General features: G+C 72.4%; 10 protein-coding genes. 7 read left to right on the top strand and 3 right to left on the bottom strand.

The features are described 5' to 3' along the window. Window positions 1-23: 23 nt before the first annotated feature. Complete coding sequence (locus tag ABH929_RS17395) at window positions 24-1,589, bottom strand: AtzH-like domain-containing protein (RefSeq protein WP_404562115.1); 1,566 nt, start codon at window positions 1,587-1,589, stop codon at window positions 24-26. Next, window positions 1,586-2,680: an acetamidase/formamidase family protein gene (locus tag ABH929_RS17400; RefSeq protein ID WP_263090883.1), complete on the bottom strand. Its 1,095-nt coding sequence runs from the start codon at window positions 2,678-2,680 to the stop codon at window positions 1,586-1,588. Before ABH929_RS17400 ends, ABH929_RS17395 begins: the two co-directional genes overlap by 4 nt. Before the next feature lie 76 nt (window positions 2,681-2,756). On the opposite strand from ABH929_RS17400, the gene ABH929_RS17405 reads away from it, so the two are divergent. Next, window positions 2,757-3,986 carry a D-alanyl-D-alanine carboxypeptidase family protein gene (locus ABH929_RS17405; RefSeq protein WP_404562116.1) on the top strand — a complete coding sequence of 410 codons (1,230 nt, stop codon included), beginning with the start codon at window positions 2,757-2,759 and terminating at the stop codon, window positions 3,984-3,986. Window positions 3,987-4,036: 50 nt separating this feature from the next. Further along, window positions 4,037-5,419, top strand: a complete 1,383-nt coding sequence (locus ABH929_RS17410) for a serine hydrolase domain-containing protein (RefSeq protein ID WP_404562117.1) — start codon at window positions 4,037-4,039, stop codon at window positions 5,417-5,419. A gap of 134 nt (window positions 5,420-5,553) precedes the next feature. Here the strand turns inward: ABH929_RS17410 and ABH929_RS17415 are convergent, their stop codons facing one another. Further along, on the bottom strand, window positions 5,554-6,348 hold the full coding sequence (locus ABH929_RS17415) for an SGNH/GDSL hydrolase family protein (protein ID WP_404562118.1): 795 nt from the start codon (window positions 6,346-6,348) through the stop codon (window positions 5,554-5,556). Window positions 6,349-6,371: 23 nt separating this feature from the next. Between ABH929_RS17415 and ABH929_RS17420 the strand changes: the two genes are divergently transcribed. The 5 genes from ABH929_RS17420 (at window position 6,372) to ABH929_RS17440 (ending at window position 12,589) form a co-directional block, all read left to right on the top strand. Further along, window positions 6,372-7,553, top strand: coding sequence for an acyl-CoA dehydrogenase family protein (locus ABH929_RS17420; protein ID WP_404562120.1), 1,182 nt, complete (start codon window positions 6,372-6,374; stop codon window positions 7,551-7,553). A 225-nt stretch (window positions 7,554-7,778) separates the two neighbouring features. After that, window positions 7,779-9,035 carry a DNA polymerase IV gene (gene dinB / locus ABH929_RS17425; RefSeq protein WP_404562121.1) on the top strand — a complete coding sequence of 419 codons (1,257 nt, stop codon included), beginning with the start codon at window positions 7,779-7,781 and terminating at the stop codon, window positions 9,033-9,035. 185 nt (window positions 9,036-9,220) lie between these two features. Next, entirely contained in the window at window positions 9,221-10,978 is a 1,758-nt protein-coding gene (locus ABH929_RS17430; protein WP_404562123.1) for a DEAD/DEAH box helicase, read from the top strand. A gap of 25 nt (window positions 10,979-11,003) precedes the next feature. Then, a complete protein-coding gene (locus tag ABH929_RS17435) occupies window positions 11,004-11,201 on the top strand; it encodes a hypothetical protein (RefSeq protein WP_205462452.1) in 198 nt (65 codons plus the stop codon). A gap of 59 nt (window positions 11,202-11,260) precedes the next feature. Continuing rightward, window positions 11,261-12,589: an NAD(P)/FAD-dependent oxidoreductase gene (locus ABH929_RS17440; RefSeq protein WP_111083993.1), complete on the top strand. Its 1,329-nt coding sequence runs from the start codon at window positions 11,261-11,263 to the stop codon at window positions 12,587-12,589. The last annotated feature ends 202 nt before the right edge of the window (window positions 12,590-12,791 follow it).

Genomic DNA, 12,791 nt, shown 5'->3' on the forward strand with positions numbered 1-12,791 from the left:
CGGACCGGGAGGCGCGGCTCGCCTCAGCGCTGCAGCATCCGTCCGGCGCGGATCACCAGGGCGCGGTCGGCGCCCGGTCCGCCGACCAGGCACACGCCGACGGGGGCTCCGTCGACGGTGAGCGCCGGTGCGCTGACCGCCGGGACGCCACCGACGCTCGCGAGGCTCGTCATCGCCGTCGTCGCGGTCCGGGTGCGTTCGAGCGCCGCCGTGTCGGCAGCGATCAGCGGTGCCGGCCCGGGGACCGTCGGGAACAGCAGGGTCCGGTCGGCGAGCGCCGTGCGGATCGTCGCCCGGACGTCGTCGAGCCGCGCGACGGCGTCGGCGGTGGCTGCGGGGTCGTTCGCCTGGGCGGCGGCGAACCGGTCGCCGACGACGGCGCTCAAGGCACCGGGGTGGGCGTCGATCCAGGCACCGTGGGCGGCGACGGCCTCGGCGGCCTGCACGAGGCGCAGCAGCTCGCGCAGGTCGTCGAGCGGCGGGATCCCGAGGTCGGCGAGCCGCACGGTGCCGATCGGGTGACCCTGTTCGGCGACGAAGGCGGTGAAGGCCTCGGCGACGGCCGGCTCGACGAGCTCCAGGAGCTCGGCGGGCACGAGGAGCTCCGGTTCCGCCGGAGCTTCCGGATCCGACGGCACCGTGGCGTCGAGCGCCGCGAGCAGGACGTCGGCGCTCCGGGTGAGCCACCCCACGGTGTCGAACGACGGCGCGAGGGGGAGCAGGCCTTCGCGGGAGACCGCGCCGTGGGTCGTCCGGAGGCCCCAGAGCCCCTGGTACGAGGCGGGGACCCGCACCGATCCCGCGGTGTCCGTGCCGATCCCGATCTCGGCCGTGCCGAGACGGACAGCCGATGCGGACCCGCTGGACGAGCCTCCTGGCAGTCGGGTCGGGACCGCCCCGTTCGGCGGGGTGCCGTGGTGTTCGTTGCGGCCCGTCAGGTTGTAGGCGAACTCATCGGTGCGCGCGATGCCGCGGATGGCGGCGCCGGCGTCGAGGAGGGCTGCGACGGCCGCGGCCGGCGTCGCCTGGACGGCGGACTCGCGCAGGTACGTCGGGTTGCCGGCGCCGACGGGCTGGCCGGGGACGGCGTAGAGGTCCTTCACCGCGACGGTGAGCCCGTCGAGCGGTCCGGACGCGGTGGGGGCGACGAGCGGGTCGCCGACGGCGCGCCAGACGGTGGTGTCGAAGGCCTTCGGGCGGCCGGTGACGTGGGCCGCCTCGATGCGCCAGCGCGGACCCGCGTCGCCGTGGGTGCTGTCGCTGTCGCGTCGCCACAGCTGGGTCTGGAGGCCCTGCCCGCCCGCCGCGAACGCGGACACCGACACGACGAGGGCCAGTCCCTCGGTCAGGGGGCGGACCTCGACGCGCGTCAGCGACCGGGCCAGGACCCCACCCCGTGCCCCGCGGAACGCGCTGATCGCGTCGTGCCCGACGAGCAGGCCGCGGTCGTCACCGCGCATCGTGCCGGGGGCGTCGACGAACGCGGCGTCGAGGGCGTCGAGGTCGTTCGCGGCGAGGGCGGCCTCGTACGCGTCGAGCGCATCGAGCAGGCCCTCCGGTGCCGCGGTGCTCGTCTCGTGCGTGCTCATCGTGCGGGCTCCTCGAAGTCGGCCTTGCGGATGCGCGCGTGCGCGCCGGTGACCAGGTCGACCACCTGCGAGATGTTGAAGTCCGTCGCCGCCGACAGGTAGGCGTACGCCAGGTGCGGCTCCATGCCCCAGCGGGCGCCGAGGATCGCGACGGCGTGCCGGACACAGGCGCGGACGGCCTCGTCGAGATCCGGGTCCATGCCCGTCGGCACGAGGAACTCGTGGGTCTCCACGAGCGGCCAGGCCAGGTCACCGAACTGCTGTGCTGCGTCGGCGGCGGGTGTCACGTCGAACCGGACGGTCGCGCGGAGCGACGCCTCCATCGCGGTGAGCGCGACCTCGCCGTCGCCCTGCGCGAAGTGCGGGTCACCGACGTACGCGAGCGCCCCGGGGACCAGGACCGGCAGGTGCAGCTGCGCGCCGACCTGCAGCAGGTTGACGTCGACGTTCCCGCCGTGCCGGCCCGGCGGCACCGAGTGCAGCCGTTCTCCGGGTGTGGCGACGCCCATGATCCCGAGGAAGGGGGCGAGCGGGAAGTGCGCGAAGCGGTCGCGGGCGCCGGTCAGGGGGATGCGGCCCCGCTGACCGTCGGCCGTCTCGACCACGTCGGCGAAGACGCTGACCGTGGTGCCGTCGACCGGGTACTCGCCGTGCAGGGCACCGCGGCCGTGCCGGTTCGACACGACGCCGTAGTGCACCCGCGGCAGCGTCTCGAGCACCGTCATGGTCAGGACGTCGCCCGGTTCGGCGCCCGCGATCGCGATCGGACCGGAGACGACGTGCGGGCCGTCGGTGGCAGGGTCCCGGTGGCCGCTCCTGGCGATCGCGACGGCGTCGTCGAGGACGTGCTCCGCGGCGACGCCGTGCGACGCGAAGTACCCGCGGGGGTCGCTGCCCTGGTCGGGCAGGATCCCCTCGTGGCTGACGGTGTCGATCGTGACGTCGTCACCGGACGCGATCGTGACGACCGGGCGGTCGTCGGCGTTCGGCAGCCGACCCCACAGGACCGTGTCCGGGTCGACGGGAAGGTAGCGGGTGGACCGGATCGGGCCGGCGCCGGGCTGCAGGGTCGGGATCGCGGGGGTGCTCACGGAGCCACTTTCGCACACGCGACTCCGCGGCCCGCTCGCAGCCACGCGGGGCTCGTCGCCGGTACGCTCGGTACCCGTGTCACGAGTCGTCCGCCGCCCCCGCTCCGCCGTCCGGAGGCCCGTGACGATCTCCGTCGTCGCGGTCCTCGTGCTCGTCGCCGGGTACCTCGTGGCCGCGGCCGTCGTGCCGTTCGGTCCGGCGAGCGCCTCGACCACCACGTACTCGGCCCCGACGTCGAGCGTCCCGGCGCTGGACTTCCCGGGGTACGGCGCCACCGCGGTCGAGGCCACCGACTTCCCGGAGAGCCTGCGTACCAGCGGTGACACGAAGCCCCGGTCGATCGCGAGCATCACCAAGATCGTCACGGCGCTCGTGGTCCTCGACGAGAAGCCGATGGCGGCGGGGGAGTCCGGCCCGGTGATCACCTTCACGCCGAAGATGGAGTCGCTCTACGCCAAGTACGCGGCCCTGAACGGTGAGGTCGCGCCGATGCCCGCCGGCCTGGAGCTGTCCGAGCACCAGGCGTTCCAGGTGATGCTCATGAAGTCGGCGAACAACTACGCCGGCGCCCTCGCCATCTGGGCCTTCGGGTCGATCGCCGAGTACGAGCAGGCGGCGACGAAGTGGCTCGAGGCGCACGACCTCGACGACACCACGATCCACGAGCCGACCGGTCTCGACCCGCAGAACACCTCCACCGCGACCGACCTGGTCGACCTCGGGCAGCTCGCCCTCGCGAACCCGGTGGTCAAGGAGATCGTCGGCACCGAGGACGTCACGATCCCGACGGTCGGTGAGATCGAGAACTCGAACAAGCTGCTCGGTATGGACGGCATCGAGGGCATCAAGACCGGCACCCTCGACGAGGCCGGCGCCTGCCTGCTGTTCGCCGCGACGTACGAGCGTGGCGGCCGTGACGTGACGGTCATCGGCGTCATGCTCGGCGGCGCCGACCACGACTCGCTCGACGTCGATGTCCAGCGGTTGCTGCGCTCCGTGGCCGACAACTTCCAGGTCGTCACCCTGACCCACGCCGGGCAGACCTTCGGCACGTTCTCCACCCCCTGGCAGGACGAGGCCGACGCGGTCACCGCGAAGGCGGCCGAGGTGCTGGTCTGGGGCAAGACGAAGGTCCGGGCGAAGGCGCACCTCGACGAGGTCACCCTCGGGACGAAGGGCGAGCGGGTCGGGAAGGTCCGCTTCACGGTCACGAACCACGACCCGGTCACGGTGCCGCTCGTGCTCGAGCGGACGATCGACGACCCCGGCGTCTGGTGGCGCTGGACGAACCCCTTCCAGGGCTGACGGTGCTCGCGCTCTGACGCGCACCACCCGGAGTCCGTACTGTCGGACGGGTGACGACGACGAAGACGTTCCCCCGGACCACCCCCTCTGCCCTCGACATCGACGCCCGCGGTGTGCTCGCGTTCGTCGACGCCCTCGAGTCGACCCCCGGCGTCGAGCCGCACAGCCTGATGCTGCTCCGGCACGGCCAGGTCGCTGCCGAGGGGTGGTGGCAGCCGTACGCAGCCGACCGGGTGCACCTGCTCTACTCGCTCAGCAAGAGCTTCACCGCAGCGGCGGTCGGCATCGCCGTGCGCGAGGGACTGATCGACCTCGACGCGACCGCACTGTCGTACTTCCCCGAGCTCGACGCCGAGATCACGGACGAGCGCAGCCGCCGCATCCGGGTCCGGCACCTGCTCGCGATGGCGAGCGGGCACCGCGAGGAAGCACTCGACCGAGCCCGCGCCGCCGACCCGTCGAACCTCGTCCGTGGCTTCCTGCTCACGCCGCCGGACGAGGAGCCCGGCACCGTCTTCGCCTACAACCAGCCGTGCACGTACACGCTGGGGGCGATCGTCCGGCGGGTCAGCGGTGGTTCGCTGGTCGACTACCTGCGTCCTCGTCTGCTCGACCCGCTCGGCGTCGACGACCTCGCCTGGCGCCGCGACGAGACGGGCGCCGAGCTCGGCTTCAGCGGGTGCTACACGACGACCGACGCCGTCGCGAAGCTCGGGCAGCTGTACCTGCAGCGCGGCGTGTGGGAGGGCGAGCGGATCCTCGACGAGGACTGGGTCGCGGCCGCCACGACGACCCAGGTCGAGAACCCGGCTGAGGAGAACCCGGACTGGTCGCAGGGCTACGGCTTCCAGTTCTGGATGGCCCGCCACGGCTTCCGCGGCGACGGCGCCTACGGGCAGTTCTGCGTCGTCCTGCCGGAGCAGGACGTCGTCCTCGCGATCACCGGACAGAGCCTCGACATGCAGGCGGTCCTCGACGCGGCCTGGCAGCACCTGCTGCCCGCCGTCGACCGGACGTCCGACACGGGTGCGGACACCGCCATGGAGGCCCGGCTCGCCTCCCTGGGGCTGCCTCCGGTACCGGGCGGTCGACTTCCCGAGCGCCTCGCCGACGTCGAGCTCCGGTCGCGTCCAGACGCGATCCTCGACGCCGTCACGTTCACGCGTGACGCGGACGGGGACCGCGTGACCATCACCGACGACGGTCGGTCGGACTCCGTGCCGGTCGGCGAGGGGGCGTGGGCCATCGAGGGCGCCCTCGCAGCGAGCGCAGCGACCCAGTCGGACGGCACCGTGCTCGTCGCGCTCCGTTTCGTGGAGACGCCGCACCTGCTGCACCTGCGCGTCGACCTCGACGCGGGCACGGTCGGGACGAAGTGGAAGACCGAGCCGCTGCACGACGGCCCGCTGACGTTGCGGCGCCCGGCCGACTGACCTGTGCCGACCACAGGGTGCGCACGTCGCGGTTCGCGCCCCACCGTGGTCATCGCGCCCCGGGGAGTCGGGGCGCGATGACCGTGGTGGGGCGCGGCCGGGGAGGCGTGCGGACTCGGATGGCCCTCGTTCCGCTACGGGGTGTCGGACCTGTGCTCGACGACGTCCTGCAGCTCGGGGCGCTTGGCGGAGACTCCGTCGCCCGACGACGTGTGCTTGATGCGCCGGACGACCCACGGCACCAGGTACTCCTTCGCCCAGCCCAGGTCCTCGGCGCGGGCCGCACGCCACGGCCGGGCCTCGAGCGGTTCGGGATTGAACGGCTCCAGGCCGTGCGGCACGCCGAGGGCGTCGAGCACCGCGGCGGCGATCGTGGCGTGCCCCGTGGGGGAGTGGTGCAGCCGGTCCGGTGCCCACATGCGCGGGTCGCGGAGCACCCGGAGCGCCCACATGTCCGCCACGAGTGCGCCGTGCTTCAGGGCGATGGCGTGCAGGTTCTCGTTGTAGATCGCCGTCTTGCCGCGCACCATGCCGAGCACCGGCGTCATGCCGACGTCGGGCCCGGTGAACAGCACCACGGTCGCGCCGTCGCTCCGCAGCCGCGACACCATCGCGTCCACCCGCTCGGCGAGTTCGTCCGGATCGGAGCCCGGCCGGATGATGTCGTTGCCCCCGGCGGACACCGTGACCAGGTCCGGACGGAGCACGAGCGCCGGCTCCACCTGCTCGTCGATGATCTGCTGCAGCAGCCGCCCGCGGATCGCCAGGTTGGCGTACGCGAAGTCGTCGGACCCGTGGGCGAGCACCTCGGCGACCCGGTCCGCCCAGCCCCGGTTGCCCCCGGGGACGGTGGGGTCGGGGTCGCCGATCCCCTCGGTGAACGAGTCACCGATCGCGACGTACCTGGACCACGGATGACGATCTGACACGCTCCGGACCATAGTCTCGTGCCATGACGAAGGCCAACACGGGCGCGGACCGCGGCACGGACGCAGCCGCCTGGACCGTGCCGGACGACCTGCTCGCCCGCATCGCCGAACGCGCCCCCGGGTACGACGCCACGAACGCGTTCTGCGCCGAGGACCTGGCGGAACTCCGCGCCGCGGGCTACCTGCGCATCGGGGTGCCGGTGGCGCAGGGTGGCTCCGGTCTCGGCCTCCGCGCCACGACCGCCGTCCAGCAGGCCCTCGCCCAGGCCGCGCCGGCGACGGCGCTCGGCCTCGGGATGCACCAGGTGTGGGTGCAGGCGGCGCGCGCCGTCACTGCGCGGGGTGCGTCGTTCCTCCAGTCCGTCACGGACCACGCGTCGGACGGCCACCTGCTCGCCTTCGGGGTGAGCGAACCCGGCAACGACGCCGTCCTGTTCGACTCGTCGACGACGGCGGAGCCGGTCGGCGACGGCGGCTACCGGTTCACGGGCACGAAGGTGTTCACGTCGCTCGCACCGGCGTGGGACGTGCTGAGCGTGTTCGGCAAGGACGAGTCCGGGCCGGATCCGCGGCTGGTGCACGGCTTCGTGCTCCGGTCCGACGGGGACGTCGAGCACCTGGACGACTGGGACACGCTCGGGATGCGGGCGACCCAGAGCCGGACGACGAAGCTCCACGGTGTGCACGTGCCGGCGGACCGGATCGTGCGGACCCTGCCCGTCGGGCCGAACCAGGACCCGCTCGTGTTCGGCATCTTCGCGTCGTTCGAGCTGCTCATCGCCTCGGTGTACGTCGGGATCGCCTCGCGTGCGGTGTCGCTGGCGGTCTCGGCGGTGCAGTCGCGTGCATCGCTCGACGGGACGCCACGGTCGCAGGACCCGGACGTGCGCCGGGCGATCGCGGACATGCGCGGGTCGGTCGACGCGATCGAGCTGCAGGTGTCCTCACTCGCGCGGTCGGTCGACGAGCTGGACGACCTCGGTGCGCGGTGGTTCCCGCTGCTCGTGGGGACCAAGGCGCGGGCGGTCGACACGGCGCAGCACGTCGTGGACGAGGCGATGCGGGTCGTCGGGGGCTCGGCGTTCCGGTCCTCGAGCGAACTGGCCCGCCTGGCGCGTGACGTCCGGGCCGGCCAGTACCACCCGTCGTCGCGGGACTCGGCGGCGCGAACGCTCGCGGCGTCCGTGCTCGGCCCGCTCGGCTGACGCGGTCCCGTGCCCGGCCGCGTGCCCGGCCGCGCGAGCACGGTGCGGGACTTGTGAGCTGGTGCGAGGTTGCTCGCTCGGTGCGGCCTTGTAGCGCCGCACCGAGCGATCAACCCGGCACGGATCGGCGAAGGTCCCACCGTGCGACTGAGACTGCCACGCGTTCGGCGGCCACCGGCGCACGGTGAGCCCGGCGATGTCGGTGGTCCCTGGCATCATCTCCGTGTGAGCAAGCAGGACGGAAGCAACCGGCTCGTCTCCGACGCACCGGTGGACGACGTCTCGGCGACCGTGCTGCACGTCGACATGGACGCCTTCTTCGCCTCCGTCGAACTGCTCGACCGACCCGACCTGGTGGGGCTGCCGGTCATCGTCGGCCACGACTCCGACCGCTCCGTGGTCACCGCTGCCACCTACGAAGCCCGTCGGTACGGCGTGAACTCCGCCATGCCGATGGCCATCGCGAAGCGCCGCTGCCCGAACGCGATCATCGTCGAGCCGCACTTCGAGAAGTACCGCGACCAGTCCGCCGCGGTGATGGCGATCTTCGACCGGTTCACGCCGCGGGTCGAACGGCTCGGCATCGACGAAGCGTTCCTCGACGTCGCCGGCGCGCTCCGGCTGTACGGCACGCCGTGGGAGATCGGCCGGGCCATCCGGCGCACGGTCCACGCCGAGACGGGCCTGCACTGCTCGGTCGGCGCCGCGTCGACCAAGTTCGTGGCGAAGCTCGCATCGAGCCGGTCCAAGCCGGACGGGCTGCTCGTCGTGCCCGCAGCCGACACCATCGCGTTCCTGCACCCGCAGCCGGTCTCGGCGCTGTGGGGCGTGGGCGGCAAGACGCAGGAGACCCTCGAGCGCCGCGGCATCCGCACCGTCGGCGACCTGGCGAACACGCCCCTCGGGTCACTCGTGTCCGCGCTCGGGCCAGCCGGTGGCCAGCGCCTGCACGACCTGTCCTGGGGGCGCGACCCACGCGTCGTCGACACCGGGGTGGGCGAGAAGTCCATCGGGCACGAGGTCACGTTCGGCCACGACCTGACCGAGCGGGACGACGTCGCGCGCGAGCTCCTGCGCCTCGCCGACAAGGTCGCCGTCCGGCTGCGCCACGCCGACGTGCAGGCCCGCACCGTGGCGCTCAAGGTCCGCTACACCGACTTCACCACGTTGACCCGGTCGCGCACCCTCGCCGAGCCCACCGACGTCGCCAAGCGGCTGCACCGCGAAGCCGTCGAGCTGTACGACGTGCTGCACCGACCGGGCAACCGGATCCGGCTCATCGGGGTCCGCGGCGAGAACCTCGTGCCGGCCGCCGCGAGCAACGCGCTGTGGGACGACGACGCGCCGTGGCGCGAGACCGAGACCACGGTCGACGCGGTCGCCGCGCGCTTCGGCGCAGGCGTGCTGCGACCGGCATCCCTGGTCCGCCGTACCCCCGACGGCCACGTCCCGCACGCCAGGCAGGACTTACGGTGGCGGTAGAATCAGGTCCAGTGAGCGCAGCGGAGTACGAACAGCAGCAGCCCGCCACGCTGTGGGCCGAGTCGGGGGACGACCACACGTCGTCGACGGATCCTTCGTCCGCCGCGCATGCCGATGCGGTCGCGCGGGACGAAGCCGACGCGGCCGCCCTCGCCGAAGCAGCTGGCAACTCGGCCGTCCAGCACCTGTCGCCCGCGTTCCCGGACCGCGCCGCGTGGGGGACCGCCTCCAAGCTCCGCGCCTGGCAGGTCGAAGCCCTCACCAAGTACTTCGAGTCCGAGCCGCGTGACTTCCTCACGGCCGCGACGCCCGGCGCCGGCAAGACGACGTTCGCGCTCCGCCTGGCCACCGAGCTGCTGGCGCGCGGCACCGTCGACCGCATCGTGGTCGTCGCCCCCACCGAGCACCTGAAGCGGCAGTGGGCGGACTCCGCCGACCGCGTGGGCATCCGCATCGACCCGATGTTCAAGAACGGCGACGGCATGTTCGGCCGGCACTACCAGGGCGTCGCGATCACGTACGCCCAGGTCGGCATGAACCCCGAGGTGCACAAGAAGATCACCGAGGGCGGGCGCACCCTCGTCGTCCTCGACGAGGTCCACCACGGCGGCGACGCGCTCACCTGGGGCGACGGCATCCGGGAAGCCTTCTCCGGCGCAACCCGACGGCTCTCGCTGTCCGGCACACCGTTCCGGTCCGACACCGCGCCGATCCCGTTCGTCCAGTACGCCCCCGACGAGCAGGGCATCCGTACCTCGATCTCCGACTACAACTACGGCTACGGCCGCGCGCTCAAGGACGGCGTCGTCCGACCGGTGCTGTTCATGGCCTACGCCGGCCAGATGCGCTGGAAGACCCGGATGGGCGACGAGATGTCGGCCTCCCTCGGCGAACAGGTCACGAAGGACATCACCGCACAGGCCTGGCGCACGGCGCTGTCGCCCGAGGGTGAGTGGATGCCGGCCGTGCTGTCCGCCGCCGACAAGCGCCTGACCGAGGTGCGTCGTGGTGTGCCGGACGCCGGTGGTCTGGTCATCGCGACGGACACCACCACGGCCCGCGCCTACGCTCGCATCCTGCAGCAGATCACGGGGGAGCGGCCGACCGTCGTGCTGTCCGACGAGGCCGCCGGGTCCAGCCGCATCAGCGCGTTCGCCGATGACACCTCGCGGTGGATGGTCGCCGTGCGCATGGTGTCCGAAGGCGTCGACGTCCCGCGGCTCTGCGTCGGCGTGTACGCCACGAGCGCGAGCACCCCGCTGTTCTTCGCCCAGGTGATCGGCCGCTTCGTGCGTGCCCGACGCCGCGGTGAGACGGCGAGCGTCTTCCTGCCGAGCGTGCCCGGACTGATGGCACTGGCGGCGACGCTCGAGCTCGAACGCGACCACGCCCTCGACCGTCCGAAGGACGCCGACGACGGCATGTACAACCCCGAAGACGCGATGGTGGCCGAGGCCAACAAGGAAGACCGCGCGTCCGAGAGCCTGCTCGAGGTCCAGCCGTTCGAGGCGCTCGACTCGCAGGCGTCGTTCGACCGCGTCCTCTACGACGGCGGCGAGTTCGGCACCGGCGGCGAGGTCGGGTCGCTCGAGGAACTCGACTTCATCGGCATCCCGGGGCTCCTCGAACCCGACCAGGTGCGCGACCTGCTCCGGGCGCGCCAGGCGACCCAGGCGAAGCGCTCCAAGGGCCGGGTGGTCAAGGACGGCCAACCGAAGGCTGCCGAGCCCGAGAACCGCCCGATGTACATGACCATCAAGGAGCAGCGGACCGAGCTCGCACGACTCGTGTCGATCTGGTCTCGGCACTCCAACGAGCCGCACGGCTCCATCCACGCCGAGCTCCGGCGTATCAGCGGCGGGCCTGCCGTGGCACAGGCGAGCATCGAGCAGATCCAGAAGCGCATCGACGTCCTGCGCTCCCGCATCGGCGGGCGCCGGTGACGGGTCCGGTCCGGGCGGTCCGCCCGTGATCGAGTCCGTCGACGAGAGCACCTGGTACGTCAAGCGCGACGCGGAGTCCTCCCCAGAGGCGATCATCGACCGGTTCGGTGGTGGCTACCGCTTGCGACGGTTCTCGTTGACCGAGTCCCGACGCACCGCGCACGGGGTCTACATGGGCCTCGACCTCGCCGAGACGGCCTGGTGGCGACTCCGAGAGCGCTGATTCGCTCAGGAAGTGCGGCGTTCATGACGTTGACGGCTCGTATCCGGTAGACCGGAGGAATGGCAGACTCGATCCCTCACGTCCTCGTCCTCGGCGGCGGCTCCGCTGGCTACAGCACCGTCAAGCAGCTGCAGAAGCACGCCGCGACCGTGCCCATGCGCATCACGCTCGTGGACCAGAACACCTACTACACGTACCTGCCGTTCCTGCCCGAGGTCGCCGGCGGCCACATCGCCCCGAAGGACGTGACCGTCGAGCTGCGCCGTGCGCTCCGCAAGACCCGCGTCATCCAGGGCAAGGTCACCGGCATCTCGTCGAAGGACAAGACCGTCTCGATCGCGACCGCCGGTGGCGACGACCGCACGCTCGGCTACGACCAGCTCGTCGTCGCGCTCGGTTCGGTCACCCGCACCTTCCCGACCCCCGGGCTCGAGGAGTACGGCGTCGGATTCAAGAGCGTCGAAGAGGCCGCCTACGTGCGCGCCAAGCTCCTCGACAACATCGCCAAGGCCGCTGCCACCCGTGACGAGGACGAGCGTCGTCGTCTGCTGACCAGCGTCTTCGTCGGCGGTGGCTACACCGGCGTCGAGGCGATCGGCGAACTGTTCGACGTCTCACAGGCCGCGATCAAGACGTACCCGTCGCTCGCGGGGGAGCAGCCCCGCTGGATCCTCATCGACGCGCTCGACCGCGTCGCGCCCGAGGTCGGCCCGGAACTGTCCAAGTGGACGCTCGAGTCGCTCCGCGCCCGCGGCATCGACGTGCGCCTGAAGACCACCATGCCGAGCGCCGAGGGCGGCATCGTCAAGCTCTCCGACGGCGACGAGATCCCGACCGGGCTGCTCGTCTGGACTGCGGGCGTCAAGCCGAACCCGCTGCTCGACGCCTCCGACCTGCCCCGCGGACCGAAGGGGCACCTCGCCGCCAACGCGAAGCTCCAGGTCGAGGCCGAGGACACGCACGAGGTCGTCCCCGGAGTCTGGGGTCTCGGCGACGTCGCACAGGTGCCCGACCTGACCGCCGACAAGCAGCCGGCGTTCTACCCGCCGAACGCGCAGAACGCCGTCCGCCAGGCCGTCGTCGCGGCGGACAACGTCGTCGCGACGATCACCGGCAAGCCCCTCGAGGAGTACCGCCACCCCTCCATCGGCACGGTCGCCTCGTACGGTGTCGCCAAGGGTGCCGCCAACATCAAGGGCATCAAGATGACGAACCTGCTCGCCTGGCTCGCCCACCGTGCGTACCACGTGTACGCGATGCCGACGCTGAACCGCAAGGCGCGCATCGTCATCGGCTGGGTCACCGGTGCCGTCTCGGGCCGCGATGCGACCTCGCTCATCAAGGAGACGGACCCGCGGCGCAACTTCGTCGAGGCGTCGAAGAGCTAGGAGACCGAACGCGGCATCAGGCCGCAACTCCGTCGAGACGTCGAAGTCCGAGACGCGACCACCTGACGGACGGGAGGCGGGGGGGGCGCGGGGCCCCCCCCCCCCCGCCGGCGGGGGGGGGGGGGGGGGGGGGGCGGCGGCCCGCGGGGGGGGGGGGGGGGGGGTCGCACGGCGGGGGCCCCCCGGGGGCGGGCGGCCGGGC

It is taken from the genome of Curtobacterium sp. AB7 (genome assembly GCF_044909335.1).
In the GTDB taxonomy this organism is placed as follows: Bacteria; Actinomycetota; Actinomycetes; order Actinomycetales; family Microbacteriaceae; genus Curtobacterium.

Coding starts and splice junctions, on each gene's coding strand:
- ABH929_RS17395 (WP_404562115.1), bottom strand. CDS start 1,589: ATGAGCACGCACGAGACGAGCACCGCGGCACCGGAGGGCCTGCTCGAT.
- ABH929_RS17420 (WP_404562120.1), top strand. CDS start 6,372: ATGACGAAGGCCAACACGGGCGCGGACCGCGGCACGGACGCAGCCGCC.
- ABH929_RS17440 (WP_111083993.1), top strand. CDS start 11,261: ATGGCAGACTCGATCCCTCACGTCCTCGTCCTCGGCGGCGGCTCCGCT.